General features: G+C 57.0%; 15 protein-coding genes. 5 read left to right on the plus strand and 10 right to left on the minus strand.

Features of this window, described 5'->3' with window-relative positions; translation table 11 throughout:
• Window positions 1–306 precede the first annotated feature (306 nt).
• From LBR61_10640 to LBR61_10670, 7 genes are all read right to left on the minus strand, one after another.
• A complete protein-coding gene (locus LBR61_10640; protein MDR1732535.1) occupies window positions 307–1,452 on the minus strand; it encodes a response regulator in 1,146 nt (381 codons plus the stop codon).
• A 92-nt stretch (window positions 1,453–1,544) separates the two neighbouring features.
• Window positions 1,545–5,177 carry a response regulator gene (locus LBR61_10645; protein MDR1732536.1) on the minus strand — a complete coding sequence of 1,211 codons (3,633 nt, stop codon included), beginning with the start codon at window positions 5,175–5,177 and terminating at the stop codon, window positions 1,545–1,547.
• A 105-nt stretch (window positions 5,178–5,282) separates the two neighbouring features.
• Window positions 5,283–6,446 carry a DUF362 domain-containing protein gene (locus LBR61_10650; GenBank protein MDR1732537.1) on the minus strand — a complete coding sequence of 388 codons (1,164 nt, stop codon included), beginning with the start codon at window positions 6,444–6,446 and terminating at the stop codon, window positions 5,283–5,285.
• A 27-nt stretch (window positions 6,447–6,473) separates the two neighbouring features.
• Complete coding sequence (locus LBR61_10655; protein MDR1732538.1) at window positions 6,474–7,610, minus strand: permease; 1,137 nt, start codon at window positions 7,608–7,610, stop codon at window positions 6,474–6,476.
• Between the two features lie 82 nt (window positions 7,611–7,692).
• Window positions 7,693–8,982: a TRAP transporter large permease gene (locus tag LBR61_10660; protein ID MDR1732539.1), complete on the minus strand. Its 1,290-nt coding sequence runs from the start codon at window positions 8,980–8,982 to the stop codon at window positions 7,693–7,695.
• Window positions 8,979–9,476, minus strand: a complete 498-nt coding sequence (locus tag LBR61_10665; protein ID MDR1732540.1) for a TRAP transporter small permease — start codon at window positions 9,474–9,476, stop codon at window positions 8,979–8,981. The genes LBR61_10660 and LBR61_10665 overlap by 4 nt, the downstream gene beginning before the upstream one ends.
• A gap of 30 nt (window positions 9,477–9,506) precedes the next feature.
• On the minus strand, window positions 9,507–10,535 hold the full coding sequence (locus LBR61_10670; protein MDR1732541.1) for a C4-dicarboxylate TRAP transporter substrate-binding protein: 1,029 nt from the start codon (window positions 10,533–10,535) through the stop codon (window positions 9,507–9,509).
• 388 nt (window positions 10,536–10,923) lie between these two features.
• On the opposite strand from LBR61_10670, the gene LBR61_10675 reads away from it, so the two are divergent.
• From LBR61_10675 to kduI, 5 genes are all read left to right on the plus strand, one after another.
• Window positions 10,924–11,883, plus strand: coding sequence for a tripartite tricarboxylate transporter substrate binding protein (locus LBR61_10675; protein MDR1732542.1), 960 nt, complete (start codon window positions 10,924–10,926; stop codon window positions 11,881–11,883).
• Between the two features lie 97 nt (window positions 11,884–11,980).
• Window positions 11,981–12,436 (plus strand): tripartite tricarboxylate transporter TctB family protein, encoded by a 456-nt coding sequence (locus tag LBR61_10680; GenBank protein MDR1732543.1) that lies wholly within the window; start codon window positions 11,981–11,983, stop codon window positions 12,434–12,436.
• A 16-nt stretch (window positions 12,437–12,452) separates the two neighbouring features.
• Window positions 12,453–13,967, plus strand: coding sequence for a tripartite tricarboxylate transporter permease (locus tag LBR61_10685; protein MDR1732544.1), 1,515 nt, complete (start codon window positions 12,453–12,455; stop codon window positions 13,965–13,967).
• A 163-nt stretch (window positions 13,968–14,130) separates the two neighbouring features.
• Window positions 14,131–14,970 (plus strand): M55 family metallopeptidase, encoded by an 840-nt coding sequence (locus LBR61_10690; protein ID MDR1732545.1) that lies wholly within the window; start codon window positions 14,131–14,133, stop codon window positions 14,968–14,970.
• A gap of 18 nt (window positions 14,971–14,988) precedes the next feature.
• Entirely contained in the window at window positions 14,989–15,810 is an 822-nt protein-coding gene (gene kduI / locus LBR61_10695; protein ID MDR1732546.1) for a 5-dehydro-4-deoxy-D-glucuronate isomerase, read from the plus strand.
• Window positions 15,811–15,882: 72 nt separating this feature from the next.
• Here the strand turns inward: kduI and LBR61_10700 are convergent, their stop codons facing one another.
• The 3 genes from LBR61_10700 to LBR61_10710 are packed head-to-tail and all read right to left on the minus strand — an operon-like array spanning window position 15,883 to window position 19,488.
• On the minus strand, window positions 15,883–17,766 hold the full coding sequence (locus LBR61_10700; GenBank protein ID MDR1732547.1) for a hypothetical protein: 1,884 nt from the start codon (window positions 17,764–17,766) through the stop codon (window positions 15,883–15,885).
• Window positions 17,767–17,771: 5 nt separating this feature from the next.
• Window positions 17,772–18,554 (minus strand): class I SAM-dependent methyltransferase, encoded by a 783-nt coding sequence (locus LBR61_10705; protein ID MDR1732548.1) that lies wholly within the window; start codon window positions 18,552–18,554, stop codon window positions 17,772–17,774.
• Entirely contained in the window at window positions 18,529–19,488 is a 960-nt protein-coding gene (locus LBR61_10710) for a glycosyltransferase family 2 protein (protein MDR1732549.1), read from the minus strand. The genes LBR61_10705 and LBR61_10710 overlap by 26 nt, the downstream gene beginning before the upstream one ends.
• Window positions 19,489–19,672: the final 184 nt, after the last annotated feature.

Below are 19,672 nucleotides of genomic sequence, written 5' to 3' on the forward strand. Positions count from 1 at the left end.
CGATTTCCTTCGGCAGCGTATTGTCTTTTTTGCGTCTCTCATACTCCCGCCGAGCCTCCGGGCTCAGGCTCTCGAAGGAGAGATCCCCGTTGAGTCGTTCCATGTCAGTGCAGGATCCCTTCTCTTTCTTTATGTTTCACTGAAAAGGATAGGCCGTCAGTGGAGGGTTTGTCAAGGCGCGAAAGACTTTACTTTCAACCATGCTCTTCCAATACGCCTTCATATACGGACAATATATAGGCAGAAACAGAAGGTCCCGCGCCCTGAACGGTGGGACGCGGGACCTCTTTTTTTGTTGTCTTCCTGTTATTTTTTGACGGAATCGTAGAGCCTGCCGAACTCCGGGTGGATGTGGTCAAAGACGTCCACCAGCGTGGGGTCGAAGTGGGAGCCTCGTCCCTCCAGAATGATTTTGCGCGCGCCCTCGTGGTCGAGGCCGTCCTTGTAGGGGCGCTTGTCCCGCAGCGCGTCGTAAACGTCCGCCACGGCGGTGGCGCGGGCCGAGAGGGGGATGGCCTCGCCCTTCAATCCATAGGGATAACCCGTGCCGTCCCACTTTTCGTGGTGGGCCAGCGCAATTTCACGGGCGGCGTCAAGGAGGGACTTCGAGCCCAGCTCTGAGGCCGCGTCGGTCAGAATATCCGCTCCGTGCACCGGGTGCGTCCGCATGATTTTCCATTCTTCGTCGGTGAGTTTGCCCGGTTTCAGCAGAACCGCGTCGGGAATGGCGACCTTTCCGATGTCGTGCAGCTGCGAGGCGATGGCGATGGTTTTGATGTAATCCGGGTCGAGAGCGTGGCCGGGGTCGATGTCGGGAATGTGCGACAGCAGAAGATCGACGTATTCACGCGTACGGCGGATGTGCCCGCCCGTGACCTGGTCCCGGTACTCCGTCGCGTGGGCCATCATCACGATGATAATCTCCTGGATGTGCTCCAGAATGGCGTTCTTTTGCGCCAAATCTCTGGTTTTCTGGTCCACCAGGTCGGAAAGCCTCTTGCGGTACATCTCCAGTTCCAGATGGGTGTTCAGCCGCGCCAGAACCAGCTCCTCGTTGATGGGCTTCTGCATGTAGTCCACGGCGCCCATCGAAAGCCCCCGAACTTCGCTTTCCACACCTTCCCGACCGGTCAGAAAGATGACGGGAATATCCTTCCATCGGGGATCGGCCCTGAGACGTCCCATGACCTCATAGCCGTTCATGACGGGCATGTCGATGTCCAGCAGAATGATGTCCGGGGTAAAACGCTGAAGATACGTCAGGGCCTGTTCACCCGACCGGGCAGGGGCAGTGTCGTAAATCCCCTTGAGGACCGACTGGAGAACTCTCAGGCTGGTGATGTCGTCGTCGACGATCAGAACCTTCCTTTTGCTCTCCGTCTTTCCGTCCGGAAGGCTTTCTTCCTGGCCTTTCGTGATAATTCCCGCCGTATTTTCTGTTTTGTTTTCCATTTTATCGTCCATAGCCTTCATTCCCGTCTTCAATATATATGTAAAATGTTTTGCAGAGAACAGCGGTTTCCTTTATACATTTTTTTCGGAACTCACATCGTTTTCATCGTTTCATTCTCGGCCAGTTCCCGGATTCGCTGCAGCGCGCCGTCGTAATTCAGCGCCGTCAGACATTCTTCCACCTCTCGCAAATCCTCCGCGATGGATTCGAAAACCGGATCCCGTATCGTTTCCAGGGCGGTGTCTCCTTCCCAGGACTCGATCAGCCGCATCAGATAGCGCAAATGGGCGGGAAGATCGTCGTCTCTGGACGGATGGGTCATCTCTCCCTCGGACACCTCCTGAATGCCAAGGGCCAGTTTCAGCCGCTTTCCCAGCTCATGGAGGTTCGTCAGGAAAGTCGGAGTCAAAGCCATCACTTTTTGCCCGTCTTCGCCGATGGCCGCCTGTTCCAGCGTTCTGGCCGCGTCGGAAAGGGGCATGGCGCCGATATTGGCCAGAGCGCTTTTCAGGCCGTGAACCTCGATCCGGTAGCGCTCGCGATGTTCCGCGACGGAGTTGTCCTGCCCCTCCTCTCCGTAGCGGCTGTCCGCCAGAGAGGCCGCGATCAGGTCTTCCTTGTCTCCGAGGACGTCCAGGAAAGAGCGGAGAACCGTCATATACAAATCCCGATCCCCGCCGGTGCGGGAAAGTCCCAGAGAAAGGTCGATTCCCGCCACGCCTCCCAGAGGGAAGAGCGGGTCGTCCGGTGAAACCGCCTCTTCCGCCTCCGAGACCGCGGGAAGGTACTCCACCTCGTCCTCCGGAGAGATTTTTCCGGCCGGCAGCCACCGCCGCAGAACAGCCGAAAGCTGCTGCATGATGATGGGCTTGCTCAGAAAATCGTTCATTCCGGCGGCCAGAAAGACCTCCGACATCCCAAAAACGGCGTTGGCGGAAAGTGCGATAATCGTTATTTTCTCATATTTTCCGCCCATAGCCCGAATGGCCCGCGTCGTTTCCACCCCGTCCATATCGGGCATCATGTGGTCCATAAACACGATGTCGTAGTCCTCCTCCGCCAGCCGGTTCAGGGCCTCTCTGCCCGACAGGGCCTGATCGGCGGCGATTCCGTAATGCTTCAGAAGGCCCACCGCCACGTCGAGGTTGACCTGATTGTCGTCCACCACCAGAACCCGAACGTCGTGGGTCTTGAATATCACGGAACGCGGGGAGGTCGGAGCCGGAGAAGACACGTCGGCGTAGCTTCCATTCAGGATGCGCTCCAGAGAAATAATCGTGACGGGCCTGAAAACGGAGATGACCCCCGGCGGAATGGAGTTCAGGACCGCTACGCTCATGCTGGTCAGCAGAAAGACGGGGCAGCCGCGGCAGTCGCCGGCGCTTTTGAAGGTGGCGAACTGCTCGGATCGATCGATGGCGAAAATCGCGTGAGTGAAGGGAGAGCCCTCCTCCTCGCCGGCGGCGCGTCTGGTCAGAAACTCCTCCACGCTGTCGCAGGAAACGCGTTCGATCTCCAGTTCATCCAGCATCTTCAGGATCAGAGACCGCTCCTCGTCGATGCCGTCGTAAAGCAGAACTTTTTTCGATTCCGGCTCCTGGATTCCGGCAAGGCCCTGCGGGGAAACCGCGATCTGGGGCAGGGAAAAACGGAACGTGCTGCCCCTGCCAAACTCGCTTTCCACCCGAAGGGTTCCCCCCATCATTTCAACCAGCCGATGGGTGATCGCCAGGCCCAGCCCCGTCCCCTCAGTTTTTTGCGTATGCTGAAGGTCCAGGCGCGAAAAAACGGAAAAGAGGTGGGACAGGTTCTCCGCCCGAATGCCCATTCCCGTGTCCGAAACATCCACCCGAAGCACCGCCAGGTCGTCCCGCCCGCCGAAGGGATCCCCGTGTTCACAGCGAATGGAAAGGCGCACCATTCCCTTTTCCGTGAATTTAACGGCATTGCTGAGAAGGTTCAGTAAAATTTGTTTCAGACGGACCTCGTCCCCCTTCATGACCGCGGGGATATCCGGAGCCAGGTCCACCAGGAACCTCACGCCCTTTTCGGAGGCGCGCATAAAGATTATACTGATGACGTCGTTGATCATCTGGAGAAAATCGTAATCGATAACCACGATTTCCAGCTTGTTGGACTCGATCCGGCTGAAATCCAGAACGTCGTTGATGATGGCCAGCAGGGATTTGGCGGCGTTGCGGATGTTCATCACGCACAGGGCCTCTTTGTGAGGCAGTTTCGACAGCATGAGAAGCTCGCTCATTCCGATGATGGCGTTCATGGGCGTGCGAATTTCGTGACTGATATGGGCGAGGAAGGCGCTTTTCACCCGGTTGGACTCCTCCGCGGCCTTGCGCTGGCGCAAATCCTGAGCCACGAAGAGCCTGAGCTGCTGGGAGCCGTACTGGAAGGCCCCGATACAGGCATCCGCCGGAATGAAAGCCCCTCCTTCGGCCTGCAGAAGAATTTCGAACACGGCGCCCGCTTTATTCTCTCCGCTTCCGCCCTCCGGCAGGGTTTCCAGCAGAGCCTCCATTTGCTCCGGAAGTCGGGCAATATCCCGAATGTTCGCCCTGGACAGGGCCTCCTGCGTCATATTCAGGAGAAGGGAGGTCTGGCGATTGGCCGCCACGATACGCCCTTCCCTGTCCATGAGAATCACGGGGAAGGGCACGTTGTCGAAAATGTCCTCCACGGCGGAAACAGAGGCGTTGAGGGCTCTTTCCAGGTCGCTGAGCTCATCGTTGCCCTCCACGGGAAGGCGAACCCGGCCCATGGCGTGAGTCGTGATTTTCACAGCGGCCTCGCGAAGGCGGACCATGCGCTTCAACAGGGTGTGGTGCAAAGTGAACGTCACCGTGGCCAGCGCGACAAGTCCCATGAAGATCATCATCTCGTTGGCCCGGGTGACCCCCGTCAGACCCCGCATGTACACGGTTCTGGACAGCTCAAACAGCGTCACCATCGCCTGCGCCCCCAGAACGTCCTCCTGGGGAACCCACACCTTCAGGACGTTCTCCTCCCGGTCGAAGAGAAAGGGCTCTTTGGAGGCGGCCACACCGGCCAGAGACTGTTTGAGTTCGGGCGGATAGTCCTGCTGTCCCTCCAGGTGATACACGGTGAGCGTCCCCTGAAAAGCGGCCGCGATGGTCTCCGTCCTCTCCTCCGAGCGGGTTCCCACGATGCAGTACCCCCGCGAGGGGGCCTCGGGAGACGGAGCGATAACGCTGATTCCGATTTCATAACTTTCCCGGCCCAGCACGAAGAGCCCCGCCTTTTCGCCGTCCTGAACCAGATCTTTCAGACGGGGGACAAGCCGCGCGGCGGACCTCCTTTCCTCCCAGGTCAGGGGGCGCTCCTGCCCCTCCCTGTCCAGCGTCATTTCGAACACCACGTTGCCGGAGGGGTCCAGAAGCATGAAAAAATTCGTGCCCGAAAGCCGGAGGATCTCCGGGTTTATGATCTCGCTGATTTGAGCGAAACTGCGGTGATCCATATATTCGTAAATATCCCCGCGATGACCCCACAAACTCGCGTTAAGCCGAAAAACGGCGTTTTCGTAGTCGAAACAGGCGTTGAGGCGCTCCACACCCCGCTGGATATAGTCCACCTCGACCTCCGCGAACTCCTGCAGGGTCATCTCACGGAACATAATATTCATAATGAGCATACTGGCGGAAAAAACCGTCACAATCAAAACAAGAGTTTTCACACGCAGCGACATTGACCCGCAATCCCTTCCGAATGTGATGCTATTTGGACACAGGAAATATTGTACTCTTTCCTGGGACAGAAAGGAAATTAGAAAGGAAATTTTTATCGGCGGCGGTCATTTCCCGAAAAATTTCATGACTTTCATCATCAGCCCGTCCCGAAACTCAATGGCGTTGACCGGACACATCTCATGGCAGCAGTAACAGCGGATACATTTTTTGTAGTTGAAGGTCAGTTTCTTTTCCCGGAGGACAATGGCCCCGGCCGGGCAGATCTCCGCGCATTTGCCGCAGCCGGCGCAGCGGTCCGGACGATGGACCGGGCGGGAGGTCAGGGCCTGCTCCAGAGCTCTGCCGAAAGGAAGCCGTTCAAGGCCGGGAATGACGCTCAGCCTGTCCAGACGGGGGATATTCACCCCGCTCCAGACGTGGTCCAGGGGAAAATCGCCGGAGAGGTCCCTCTCATCCAGGGCGCACTGCTCCATGTTCCGCGCAAGAGCGGCCTGCCAGAGCGGGTAGTCCTCCAGGGGAAGTCCCAGCATCCGACAGAGCCAGAAATCCATCGTCAGGGCGTCCCGCGCCCCGCCCAGCACGCCGAAGGGAAATGGCTTTCCGTTGGTGGGGCCCTGTCCGTCCATCCCGATCACCCCGTCCAGGATCGTCAGGAACCGGGGGGCGCGGAGCCGGGAAACGCCCGCCCACAGGTCCAGCAGCAGAGCGGCGAACAAATCCCGCTTCAGCCCGACGCTGTAGTGCCATTCCGCCTTGCGCCGGCCCACGACGCAGCCAAATAAATTTTTGACCCCCAGGGTCAGGAGCATCTGAGCGTGAGTTTTCATCTTGGGCAAATTGACGACGCAGTCGCTCTCCAGTATCCGGCGGGAAACCTCGATTTTGTGAAAGGCCGCGCCGGGGGCGGGAGGAAGGGGGACGGGGTCCGTCAGCTCCACGCAGGGCACGCCCAGATCCCGGGCCAAGTCCATCAGGCCCGCCTTTCGCGCCGCCCGTTCGAAGTTGTCGATCCCCGGGCTGTCGGCAATCACGGGATGTCCTCCCGCCTCCAGAACGACGCGGGCCACCGCCCGGACCACGGAGGGATCCGTCGTCACCCGCCGGTCCGGAGCGCAGCCCGAAACGAGGTTGACCTTCAGAAGTACCTCGGCTCCCGGCGTCACAAATGTTTCGACTCCTCCAAAATGAGCGAAGATATTTTCTACGGCGGAGTCGATGCTTTTTTGGTTGTAACCGTCCTGTTTCAGCAGCAGAACCTTATAGGCCATGTCCGGCTTCCTTCCGATCTTACAGCTTTACAGCGCGGCAAGAAGCTGAGCCGCAAAGACGATCAGCAGCAGGGCCGAAGGGTAGGTCGCCGCGTAGGCGGTGGCGACGCCGGTGCTTTTCGCGACTCCGATCAGGGCCCCAAGTCCCGGCGTGCTGGTCATCCCGCCGCAAATTGAGCTCAGCGCGTCCAGCTCGGAGAACCCGAGAAAACAGCGCGCGATGAAATAAGCGAGCAGCATGGGAAGCAGCGTAATCAGAGCGCCGGTGAAAAAAAGGCTCCAGCCGTACTGAGCGGCTACCTCCAGAAAACCCCTCCCCGCCGAGGTCCCTGCCGCCGCCAGGAAAAGAATCAGGCCCACCTCCCGAAGAACGTTCAGGGTGGTCCCGGGAACCCGACAGGAAAACCTCCAGACCCTTCCCCACGCCCCCACCAGAAGCCCGCTGAGCAGAGGACCGCCGGAGGTCCCGAGGCTGAACGCCCCGCCTCCGGGCATGGGAACGCGCGCCTGTCCGATGAGAAGCCCCAAAATAATGGAAACCGCGAAGGGACAAAGCCCCAGCGAGTCCACCACCACCAGATTTTCCGGAATTTTTTTCGCGGATTCCTCAGCCGCCCTGTCCAGCGCCGCCGCGGCCGCCGCCACGTCGCTGCGGGTCAGCCGTGGCATGAGCTGCACGAACAGCACCACCCCCACCACGCCGAAGGGATACGCTATCCCGTAGCCGGTGGAGGCCATCGCGTCTCCCGTGGTCTCCAGCGCCGCCGCAAGGCCGGGCGTGCTGGTCAGAGCGCCGGTCATCACCCCCACCGCGAGGGCCTTTGGAATGTGGAACCCCTTCATCGCCAGAACGGTGGTCAGAGCCCCGATCACGATGATGAACCCTCCGAGAAAAATGTAAGCCATCGCCTGTTTTTTCAAATTCTGCACAAAGGCGGGCCCCGCCATCAGTCCCACAGACCCCACAAAACAGGCCAGCCCCAGATTTTGCAGAAGCGGCGACACCGTAAAACCGTAGTGTCCAAACACCAGCCCCACCAGCAAAACTCCCGAAGAACCAAGCCTCAGACCGGCCAGTTCGAACCTGCCAACCAGATACCCGCAGGCCAGGATCGAAAACAATACGGTCATCTCCATCGCCAATCCACTCACCACTTCCTGCATTTATCTGCTTCTATTATACGATGAAAAATATACGACGAAAAAAGCCGCCCTCGCGGGCGGCCTGCGCGGTACATCGTTAAATTCAGTAAATCAGGCTGACAAGACCTGTGGAGAAGAAGGGAACAAACGTAAGCAGCAGCAGACAAACGATCAGCAGGATGTAAAAAGGCACGGCTTCCCTTATGAAACTTCGTATCCTGCAGCCGGTAATGCCGCAGGTGACGAACATCAGCGTACCCATAGGGGGCGAAAGACAGCCGATGGCCATGTTGAATATAAAAACCATGCCGAAGTGAATTTTGTCCAGCCCGAAGGCCTGAGCCACGGGGGCCAGAATCGGGACAAGGACGAGCATGGCCGCGTTGCCCTCTATGAACATCCCCACGATCAGCAGAAACACGTTGACCACCATCAGAAACACGTACTTGTTGGAGATGATGGTCACCAGAAATTCGGTGATTTTCTGAGGAACCCGCTCCTTGGTCAGAATCCAGGCGAAAGCGGACGCCGCCCCCACGATGAGCATGATGGAGGCCGTCGTCGTCACGGTTTCCTTAATTCCCTGAATCAGACCCTTCCAGGTCAGCTCTTTGTAAAGGATGCCCAAAAACAGCGAGTAAACGATGGCGACGGCTCCCGCTTCGGTTGCGGTAAAAACGCCGAGCCGGATGCCGCCGATGATGATAATGGGCAGACACAGAGGCAAAGCGGCGCTTTTCAGGGCCGTCCAAAACTCCCTGACGCTCACCCGGGTGGTTCGCAGAGGGAGGTACCCCCGTTTTCTGGAGATGACGGAGACCAGAATCATCAGGCTGATGCACAGAAGAACCCCTGGGCCTATGCCGGCGATAAACAGCTTGCCGATGGACACGTTGGCGACGCAGCCGTAGATAATCAGGGCGATGCCCGGCGGAATCAGAGGGGTGATCATGGCGGAGGTCGCAGTGACCACCGCGGAGAACTCCAGAGAAAAGCCCTTTTTCACCATGGTGGGGACCAGCATTTTGGCCTCCATGGCCGCGTCGGCCAGGTTGGAGCCGGACAGCCCTCCCATCAGGGTGGACAGCAGCACGTTGACCTGAGCGAGGCCGCCGGTCATCCGGCCGGTGAGCACTTCGCAAAAGTCCAGCACCCGCTGGGTGACGCCGGAGTAGTTCATAAAGATGCCGGCGCAGACAAAAAAGACGATGGCCAGGAGGGGAATGCTCTCGCACCCGGCCAGAACGCGCTGGGCAAAAATCTGGGCGTTGGCGGTGGGGGACAAATAGAAGTAAACCCCGGAAGCCCCCAGCACCGAGACAAACACCGGCACTTTCATAAAAAGGAGAATCAACAGAGTTATACTGCAAATTCCGATGACATTCTGCGTCACTGGGCGTTACCCTCCTTTGTCAGGGGCTGTTTCAGCGATTTCCAGGTCTGAAGGGTGTAGTTGAAGACCATGAGGACGCACCCGATCGGCACAGCGGAGTAAATCAGAGGGTAGGAAATATGCAGAATGCTGGTGATGCGGTGGCTCCTGTACAGCTGTCTGATCAGAACGCAGCTCTGAACCATCAGATAGGTCAGCACCACCACCACCGCCAGATAAATCAGCACGTCGAAGACCTTTTTCACTTTCGGGGGGAACAGATCCACCAGAACGTCGATGGCCACGTGACTTCCGGCGCGAAAGGCGGCCCCTCCCGCCATAAAAGTGATCCACACGAAGCAGATTGCCTGAACCTCTTCCTGCCAGACAAAGGGCTTGACGAAGCAGTAACGCATAACGACGCCGAAAAAAGTGACGACCACCAGCACGCCCATGGCGATGCCGGCGATGATCAGGTCCAGATTTTTCAGGACTTTCACGACTTTCCTGTTCAAGAATCTACACTCTCAGTCCGCTGCGGGATTTTATTTGCTGATGATCGCCTGGATGCGCTCGTAGAGGCCATCCCACTGGCCCGCAAACTCAGGCTGCTTATAGAAGGCCTCGGCGGCCTTGCGGAACCCCGCCATAACCTCCGCGGAGGGCTCCACGACGGTGACGCCCTGATCCTTCAGGCGCTGGAGACTGGCTCCCAGCATCTCGTTCTGAAGTTTGTTGTTGTAGGCGCCGGCCTCGTTGCCGCTGTCGATCAGCCACTGCTGCTGCTGGGGGGTAAGGGTGGAGAAGAAAATGGAGCCGCAGATCCATGTGGTGAAGTTGCGCACGTGACCGTCCAGAATGAGATGTTTGGCCACTTCCTGGAAGTTGCCGTTCTCCAGAACGGGGACGGGATTTTCCAGGCCGTCGATGGTTCCCTGATGAAGCGCCGTGTAAACGTCGCCCAGATTCATGGGGGTGGGGGCCGCGCCCAGAACCTCGAAGCCCTTGATCTGGATGGTGTTGTTGGGGACGCGAATCTTCTTGCCCTTCAGGTCGGCCACGGAGTTGACCGGGAAGATGGTAAGCGTATGGCGCTCGCCGTAAATCCAGTTGGAGGTCAGGATCTGCAGGCCGTTTTCGGAGGCCATTCTGTCCACCTGCTCCTTGTACCAGTCGCTGGCGATCAGCTTCCAGCACTGCTCCCAGGTGTCGAAAAGGTAGGGCGCGAACAGGATGCCCATTTCTTTGGCGCCCCGATCGTAATAATAAGCCCCGTCCGCCAGCACGATAATGGAGTCGCCGGCGATCATCTGATCCATCAGCTGCGGTGTGGAGCCCAGCTGCTCGGAGGGATAGACGTCCATTTTCATGGTGCCGCCGCTCTTTTCAAACAGCAGGTCGGCCCATTTGTGAACGCCGAGGTCGATGGGTGAGCCAGGGTTGTTGCCATGTCCCAGCTGAATCGTCACAGCCGGTTGAGCCGCTGGAGCCGCGGCCAGCGCGGGGGCCTGAAGAGCGGGAATCTGAAGAAGGGAAAGCATTACCAAAGCGATGATCAGAAAACATTTTCTCATAACACACTTCACCCTTTCATTTTATTTTTATTGCGTACTGCAACTTTCATATAAATTAACAAATCGTAAACACACAAATCGTTCACGCTCATCCAGGGTGACCGGTGAAATATCATATCACAGGCGGTGAGACGGTACAAACGCACAAGGGCCGAACCAGAGAGGGAAACGCCGCAAAGTCGTTCCGGCTCAGGCTTTCAGCCTCAATTTGCCATGAAATCGACTTAATGGTGTAATATAATAAGCATGAAAGACCCTGCCTCTAAATGGACGTTACAAAGTGGACGCTACAAAACCTGGAAGCTACAAAACTTGGAAACTACAAAGAGGAAGAATCACGCGTTTTCTGTTTTGCAGTCACTCAATCAATCAGAGGAGGTAGTGTGTCATGAGGAAGTTGTTATTGGCAGCAGTGGTTTGTGCGTGTGTTCTGGGAGCGGGTGCGGCCTGGGCGGCTTATCCCGAGCAGCCCATCACGCTCATCTGCCCCTGGCAGGCAGGCGGCGGAACGGACGCGGTGGCCAGAATCGTCGCCACGCTGATGCAGAAGGAACTGGGCGTACCGGTGAACGTGGTCAACCGCACCGGGGGCAACGGCGTCATCGGACATCAGGCAATTATCTCCGCGAAGCCGGATGGATACACCATCGGCATCGGGTCGGCGGAGCTGGCCATGCTTCACTGGATGGGGCTGACCGACTTCACGGCGAAGGACTTCAACCCCGTGGCCGGCGTCAACCTGGACCTGGCCGCCATCACCGTCCGGACGGACGGCCCCTGGGCGGACTACAAGGCTCTGGAGGCCGCGATCAAAGCCAATCCCGGCAAACTGACCGCCTCGGGAACCGCCGCGGGAGGCTGCTGGCATCTGGCTCTGGCCATGTGGCTGACGGCCGCGGGATTCAAGGCCGACGACGTCCGCTGGATCCCCAGTGAAGGCGCGGCTCCGGCCCAGCAGGAACTCATGTCCGGCGGCATCGACATGGTCACGGTTTCCGTTCCGGAGGTCGCGGCCCTGGTGGATGCCGGCAAGACGAAGATCCTCGCTTATATGTCCGAAGTGCGCTCCACCAAATATCCGGAAGTTCCGACCCTGAAAGAACTGGGAATCCCCGTGTCCACCGGAACCTGGCGCGGAATCTTCGCCCCCATGGGCGTTCCCGGGGACATCATGAAGCTGCTGGAAGCCACCGTCTCCAAAGTAGTCAAGGAAAAAGATTTTATCGATTTCATGAACTCCCGGGGCCTTGGCATCAACTACCTGCCGTCCAAAGAGTTCGGCGCCCTCGTAGTGAAGTCCGACGAAGAGTTCGGAGTGGCCATGAAGGCCGCAGGACTCACCAAATAAGCAAGTCTGCCGAAGATGTCCCCGGCTCCGGCCGGGGGCACTTTTTACCGCGAATCCGGGGTTTTTCGTCCCGACGAAAACTGAAGGAGGTACGTTTATGCGTTTCAATGACGCCCTTATTGGCATCTTCGTCATCCTTTTCGGACTGGGCATAGTCATCCATGTACAGTCGTATCCCACCATGAGCGGTGGAATGCCGGGTCCGGAGCTTTTCCCCACGGTGATCGGCGTGCTGCTCATGATCGCCGGAGCGGTGCAGATTCCGACGGGACTTCGGTCAAAAGCGCCGCTTGTCAGACGTCTGCCGGAGTTCAACCTGAGGGGAGTCTGCAACATCGTCCTCGTTTTTGTCGGGGTTGTTTTTTACATCTATGCCTCCGAGTATCTGGGTTTTCTGCTGACCGCGTTCTGCATTGTGTACGTTCTCATGCTGGCTCTCAGGGGCAAACTGTTCCTGTCCGCCATTATAGCGGCGGGCGCGGCGGTGTTTGCCTACATGCTGTTCAACAAACTGCTGATGGTGCCCCTGCCCATCGGTCTGTTCGCTTTCTAGGACGGGGGAATCGATTATGTTTTTTACACTCGCCAATCTGACCCACGCGTTAAGTCTGCTGAAGGATCCCTATATCTGGTTTGTCGTCGTTCTCGCCGCCATTTACGGCCTTTTCGTGGGAGCGATGCCCGGTCTGACGGCCACCATGGCCATGGCGCTTCTGGTTCCCGTCACCTTTTTCATGGATCCTCTGCCCTCTCTGGCCGCCGTGGTCTCCATGTCGGCAATGGCCATCTTCGCCGGCGACATTCCGGCGACCCTGATTCACATCCCCGGTACGCCCTCCTCCGCCGCCTACGTGGAGGACACCTACAACCTGACCAAAAAGGGCGAGGCTTCCCATACGCTGGGGACGGCCCTGACGGTGTCGGTCATCGGCGGAATCATCGGTACCTGCATCCTTGTGGCGCTGGCGCCGATGCTGGCGGAAATCGCGCTCAAGTTTTCCTCTTATGAATATTTCTGGCTGGCCTTCATGGGGCTTTCCTGCGGGGTTATGGTGGCCTCGGGGTCCGTCAGTAAATCTCTTATGTCGCTTTTGATCGGGCTGGCCTTCAACTGCGTGGGGCTGGACATCGCCGTGGGATTTCCCCGTTTCACCTTCGGCGTGTCGGACCTGTTGGACGGTTTTTCCTTCATCCCGGTCATGATCGGCATGTTCGGAGTTGCGGAAATTTTCCGCAACGTGCTGGTGCAGGACTCCAACGTGGCCCCCTTCATCGTTCAGACGAGCTCCATCTTCAAGGGCGTGACGGGACCCCTGCGCCGTTACTGGGGAAACATCATCCGGTCCGGCATCATCGGCACGGCCATCGGCATTCTTCCCGGGGCGGGGTCTGACATTGCGGCCTGGGTGTCCTACGGCGTCTCCAAGCGCTGCTCCAAAACCCCTGAACTGTATGGAACCGGGTATATCGAGGGCGTCGTCAGCTCCAGCACGGCCAACAACGCCGCTCTGGCGGGGGCCTGGGTGCCGGCGCTGGTTTTCGGCATTCCCGGAGACTCCATCACGGCCATCCTCATCGGCGTGCTCTACATGAAAAACCTTCAGCCGGGACCCAACATCTTCCAGCGAAGCCCGGAGATCATCCTGGCCGTGTACATTCTCTTCGTTCTGGCCAACATCCTGCTCCTGATCTTCGGCTGGGCCGTCATCAAGGCCGCCACGAAAATCCTCATGGTCCCGCGGAACATGCTCTATCCTGTCATCCTGCTCTTCTGCATCGTGGGAGCTTTCGCCATCAACAACTCCCGCTTCGACGTGGGGGTGATGCTGGCTTTCGGAGTCGTCGCCTACTTTATGGACGTCAACGGAATCCCCGTGGCGCCGGCCATTCTTTCTCTGGTGCTGGGGAATCTGCTGGAAAGATCCTTCATGACCTCCATGCTGAAGGCAAACTGGGATTTGACGATGTTCTTCCAGCGCCCCATCTCCGCCGGCCTGGGAATCACCGTCATCCTGATCTGGCTGTCGCCGCTTTTCATCCCGATCTTCAAAAAGAAGTTCGGCATGGGACAGCCCAAAAGCTGATCCCGACAGGAGGTCAGAGGTCAGGGAAACACTGTCGTGAAACAGGCGAGCCGCTGCAAAAAGGCTCGCTTTTACATTATCTCTATAATTAAAAAGTAAAGCTCAGATATTTTTAATTTAAATGTTTTATTTAAAAATTTGTTATTACGGAGAGTGAGTCGAAGTGAAAATTTTCATCAGTGCGGATCTTGAGGGTGCAACAGGCGTTGTCGCAGGCGTTCAGACGGACGCAGAGGAGAAGGAATACGCTTTTGGCTGTAAAATGCAGACCCACGACGTGAAGGCCGTCGTCGCCGGAGCGCTGGATGCGGGGGCCGACGAGATTCTCGTCAACGATTCCCACGACGGCATGATCAACATCCCCGTGGACGGACTGGGGTTTGACTCGCGGGTGCGCCTCCTGAGCGGCTCTTCAAAAACCCTGTCCATGGTGGAGGGTCTGGAGAACGCCAGCGGGGCCTTTTTTGTGTGTTACCACGCCAAAGCGGGGACGGCCCGGGCCATCCTGGACCACACGATTTCCGGCGGGGTGGTGTACTCCATTTTCCTGAACGGCAAAGAAATGGGCGAGACGGGCCTGAACGCGGCGGTTTGCGCTCAAAAGGGCGTTCCTCTCGCGCTGGTGACGGGAGACGCCGCGGTCTGCGCCGAGGCCAGAGAGCTGCTGGGAGACAGCCTGGTAACCGCTTCCGTCAAGGAGGCCCGGGGACGGATGGCCGCCGTCTGCCTTCTGCCGGAGGAAAGCGAACAGGTTCTGCGAAAGGCCGCCGCTCTGGCCGTGGAGCGCATCCGGGAGGGCGTCGCGCCCAAACTGAACACGGGAAACGGAACCTTCGACCTGCGTCTGACTTTTCATACTTCCCTGCAGTGCGACCGAGCCGCGGTTCTTCCGGGAGTGGAGCGGCTGGACGGGCGTACCCTGCGGGTGATTGGCTCGGACATGGCCGTCATGAGGCGATGGACGGTGTCCCTCATCGCCCTGGGGCGCGGCAGCGGAAAATAATAAAAACAGGAGGAATCGATGATGGATATACGCTACGCTGGCAACGCCAGAGACGTAAAACACTACGACACCCGGCAGCTGAGGGAAGAATTTTTGATTGAAGGACTTTTCAGACCCAACGAGCTTCTTCTGACTTATTCCCACGTGGACCGCATGATCGCCGGCTCCGCCTGTCCCGTCGACGGCCCGCTGCACCTGGCCGCGGGGAAGGAGCTGGGGGTCGATTATTTTCTCGAACGCCGGGAAATGGGCGTGCTGAACCTGGGCGGAAAGGGAACGGTCAGGGCCGACGGACGGGCCTGGGAACTGAACAAAAGCGACGCGCTCTACATTGGAATGGGGACGAAGGACGTGGTGTTCGAGGGGAAGGACGCGAAGTTTTACCTCCTGAGCTGCCCCGCCCACGCCGCGTATCCGACGATGCCCGTCACCCTGGAGATGTCCGTGAAAGCGCACCTCGGCTCCAAAAAAGACGCCAACGAGCGCACCATCAATAAATATCTGGATCCGGCCGTGGTGAAAACCTGCCAGCTGGCCATGGGAATGACGGCTCTGGAAGAGGGCTGCGTGTGGAACACCATGCCCTCCCACACCCACGACCGACGCATGGAGGTCTATCTCTACGTGAACCTGCCCGAGGACGGCTTCGTCGTGCACCTGATGGGAGAGCCCGGAGAAACGCGGCACATCATCATCCGCAACGAGCAGGCGGTGATTTCTCCCAGCTGGTCCATTCACAGCGGCGTCGGAACCTGCGCCTACGCCTTCATCTGGGGCATGTGCGGTGAAAACCAGACCTTCGCCGACATGGACGCCATCGCCATGAAGGATTTGTACTGAAATACGGAAGATTCGATTTCGTTATTTCGATAACCAGGGCGGCGAAAGAGAAAATCTCAGCGCCGCCCCGGCTTACGGGAGAGGAAGGACGTCGATCGCATAGAAGGTCAGCCCGTTGGCTTTTGCCGGGTCGAAATTTTCAATGCGCGTTTCCAGCAGCATGAGGTTTTCATGCAGCGGAGATTTCCGAAGGACGTCTTCCGTGACTTCGAACGCAAAGCCATCTTTATAGTCCCGCAGTTTTGTCCTTTTGACCTCCGTCCCGTTCAGGTAAAAAACGGCTTCGCTCCGCGAGTCCGAAGCGTCGAAGGGAACGGCGTCGATAACAAGCCTGTAAGGTTGAATCGTTTCTGCCGGCAGGGCCAGCTTCATGACCTCCCCTGCGGAACGTCGTCCTTTCCCGGTCGAGGTTATCCCAAAAAATTTTTGCCAGAGTCCCACCTTTTCCCGCCAGCCGCTGATGAGAATCGTCTGTTCGATCTCCCGGCGCGGGGCCGCGTGTTCGATGAGGCGGAACCATCCGTTCGTCAGGCTGAACTCGGCGAGCGCCGTTTGGGGCGTCAGAGGGGGGGCAGGATCGCGCTGCGCTTCCTCCTTCAACTGTTTTTCCAAAGTCACGGCAAGCGCGCTGTCCGCGATTCCCCAAACGGGGAAATAACGCACTTCGGGGATCAGCCCGGCCTCGGCAAACCGTTTCAGGCTGTAATAAGGTTCATAAGAAGATATCGGATTTCCCAGGTTGATGATCTGCACGTTGTCATACGCCCTCAGTCGGCTGAGAAATTCGTCGAATTCGATCGTGCGGCGCGCCCGAAAGCCGTTGACCCGGATGAGCGCCGCGATCGACAGGACGCCTGCGAAACACAAAACACCGCAGAAAAGGCGGAAGCGGCGTCTGTAAACCGCGCTTCGCGTCCAGGCGTCGGTCAGCATTTGCCTCAGAGGGTACAGAGCGGCGAAGAAAAGAGCGACGATGAACAGCTGTTCCATATAGGCATAGCGGAGGAATAAAGAGGTTTCGCCGTTATGAAACACGTAATTGCCCAAAATGCAGACCGATAAAACCAGCATGGCGGTAAATGCGCGAGATGTTCCCTCTATTCTGTCTCCGGCCAGGCAATAAAAAGCGTACAAAAGGAGAAAAGCCGTCACAATGACGGCGGCGCGCTGGCCTTCGTAAAAGAAGCTGAAAACAACCTTCGCTCTGGCAAACAAAGACAACGACTGCCCATACATGTCCACAGCCTGGGTCATGCCGGACGCCCAGAGAGCGATGGACAGCCACACCGTACAGGCCATCGCGAAAGGACAAAGAAAAAGCACAACCTGAGAAGGTTTGACTTCCTTCCGCCAAATATCGCGCACAAGCAGGACGGAGAGCGGCAGCAGCAGCAAAACGAAATTCTCCTTGCAGCCGACGGCCATGAAGGCGGCAGCGCACATGATCGGCCATGCGAAACGGAACCCTTTCGCATAGCGGGCGAACCCGTAAATAAAGAGCGCCGTCCAAAGGCAGGCGTCGATTTCCGCCGGTCCGAGCCTTCCCCACATATCCACATAGCAGGGCAGGGCGGCGAACAGCAACATACCGGTTGGCACAAAAGGCCAGGGATAAAAAAAACGTATCGACAGACCGACGAAGACGATCGACAGAAAAAAGACCAGGAAATTGCCAATGAACCAGGCTCTTGCATTCATGCCCAGCAAATGGATTTTCAGTACGCGAAGAAAATAATACACGGGACGGTAGCGTCCACTCTGCCCCCAGTGACCTGCTTCCGTCTCGGCCAGAGCTGAGCGGAAGGAATGTAAGGCATTTTTATTTTCCTGTGCCATGGCAGAGGACAGTGCAACAATTTCGTGATCGTCAATGATCCAGAACTTTCCCCACCAGAGAGGACACAGCAGGAGAAGGGATACGAACAGGCCGAAAAGCCAGACATACCTGCGCTGCAAAAACATCACCTTTTTCTATATACAGTTAGAGTGGCAAAAGAAAAGTATCTGGCAAAAGATGTTCGCCACAAAAAGCTCTCCAGGCCGGACAATGCGGACACGATGCGGGGGGAGCCGACGTTCAGCAGTGGAAACGCGTCAGGGTTATACCACATCACATAGGCCAGCAGTCCCGGATAGAGCTCATCGACGATCTCAAAACCGCACCTGCAGGCTATTTCATGCAGTTGATGGGTTTGGAACGCCATTTCTGTATTCTCATCGAAAATTTTGTTCTTTCTGTATATGCGTTCACGAATCCATCGGAGCAGGATATTGTTGTTCGTGGGCTCGAAGTTGATGAATATTCCCCCAGGGCGTATCGTGCCGCTCAACTGACGCATCGCCTGTTCGGCCGAGGCGTGAACGTGATGCAGTCCTCCGATTAAAATAATCAGATCGTAAGATTCATCGCTCCCGAAATCCAGCACGTTCTGGACGTGAAAATGGCCCGACGGATAGTTTTTCGACGCATATCCAATCATTTCACGGGAGTAGTCGAATCCGCTGTAGCTGAAATCCAGAGGTAAATACCATTTCAGGATCTCATACCCATCGCCGAATCCACACATGGCCTCGCAGACTTTGAGTTTGCTCTCCTTTTGATTCAGGTTCCATAAGTCGAATTTCCTGAAGGCTGAAGCCCAGATTTTACGTTTCAGAGCGATCAGATTTGGGTTTCGTCGGGCGTTATGGTATATTTCCGCTATTTCATCGAAATGTTCAACTTGTTTTTCTATCTTGTCCATGGTCGCAGGAAAACTCCTTTATCACAAAAGCAGGTCGGTTTTTGACCTGCATATGAACCTTCGCCAGATATTCGCCGATAATTCCCAGACAGGTCAGCTGAATGCCACCCAGGAAGAGGGTACTCACAAGAAGGGAGGCCCAGCCTGAAATGGCGCGCCCCATAAAGTAAACATAAATGGCGTAAACACCGTACAGAAAGGCCAGGCCCGAAAAGGCGCAGCCAAACGCGAGCGCCAGTCTTAGGGGCTTCACGCTGAAAGATGTGATACCGGAAAGAGCGAGTGAGAACATTTTTTTCAGCGTATATTTCGAGACGCCATGCACTCTTTCGGGCTGCTCGTAGTCGACCGACAGGGAATGAAAACCCAACCATGCCACGATTCCGCGGATGAATAAATTTTCTTCGGTCATGCCGTTGATGATGTCAACGACCTTTCTGTCCATCAGACGGAAATCCGCGACGCCGTCCTCCAGCTCGACCTCCGCAAGGGCATTGTTCAGCTTGCGGAAGAGGCGGGAAGTCAGCTTCTTGAAATATCCGGTGTCGGGAGAATAGCGGCGTCTGGCGTTCACGATGTCGTACCCTTTGCGCCAGAGATCGAGCATGATGGGAATGAACTCCGGAGGGTGTTGAAAGTCTCCGTCCATCGTAACGACACAACGGTTCCGGGCGAAGGCCAGGCCGGTTCTTATGGCGGTTTGATGGCCGAAGTTTCTGGACAAGGAAATATAACGCACCGAGGGAAATTCGCGGCTGACTTCGCGCAGAATGGCAAGAGTCCCATCGGAACTCGCGTCGTCCACAAAAATAATCTCGAAGGGCAGATCATTTTCCTGAAAAACTTCTTTCAATTTTCGGCTCAGGGGCATAATGTTTTCTTCCTCGTTAAAAACGGGCACAACCACAGAACAGCTTTCTTTTTCTTCCAGCATTGCATCTACCAGCTTTCTTCCCGCGGAATTGCTGCAGCTTCGTCAGAAAAATTATTGACAACCCTCTATTACTCCGGCAATAAAACAAACCAATCAAAGCGAAAATTATACCATTTGGAAGTAGCCATGTTTTTCACGTTCAGTGATAACGGTCAGCTCCGGGACTCCAAAAGCCAGTCGAGCA

It is taken from the genome of Synergistaceae bacterium, assembly GCA_031272035.1.
Classification (GTDB): Bacteria; Synergistota; Synergistia; order Synergistales; family Aminobacteriaceae; genus JAISSA01.

Excerpts from the sequence above, each read along its gene's own strand:
- LBR61_10710 (MDR1732549.1), bottom strand. The coding sequence starts at position 19,488 with ATGCTGGAAGAAAAAGAAAGCTGTTCTGTGGTTGTGCCCGTTTTTAAC.
- kduI (MDR1732546.1), top strand. The coding sequence starts at position 14,989 with ATGATGGATATACGCTACGCTGGCAACGCCAGAGACGTAAAACACTAC.
- LBR61_10655 (MDR1732538.1), bottom strand. The coding sequence starts at position 7,610 with ATGCAGGAAGTGGTGAGTGGATTGGCGATGGAGATGACCGTATTGTTT.
- LBR61_10705 (MDR1732548.1), bottom strand. The coding sequence starts at position 18,554 with ATGGACAAGATAGAAAAACAAGTTGAACATTTCGATGAAATAGCGGAA.
- LBR61_10650 (MDR1732537.1), bottom strand. The coding sequence starts at position 6,446 with ATGGCCTATAAGGTTCTGCTGCTGAAACAGGACGGTTACAACCAAAAA.
- LBR61_10670 (MDR1732541.1), bottom strand. The coding sequence starts at position 10,535 with ATGAGAAAATGTTTTCTGATCATCGCTTTGGTAATGCTTTCCCTTCTT.
- LBR61_10680 (MDR1732543.1), top strand. The coding sequence starts at position 11,981 with ATGCGTTTCAATGACGCCCTTATTGGCATCTTCGTCATCCTTTTCGGA.
- LBR61_10645 (MDR1732536.1), bottom strand. The coding sequence starts at position 5,177 with ATGTCGCTGCGTGTGAAAACTCTTGTTTTGATTGTGACGGTTTTTTCC.
- LBR61_10675 (MDR1732542.1), top strand. The coding sequence starts at position 10,924 with ATGAGGAAGTTGTTATTGGCAGCAGTGGTTTGTGCGTGTGTTCTGGGA.
- LBR61_10685 (MDR1732544.1), top strand. The coding sequence starts at position 12,453 with ATGTTTTTTACACTCGCCAATCTGACCCACGCGTTAAGTCTGCTGAAG.
- LBR61_10640 (MDR1732535.1), bottom strand. The coding sequence starts at position 1,452 with ATGGAAAACAAAACAGAAAATACGGCGGGAATTATCACGAAAGGCCAG.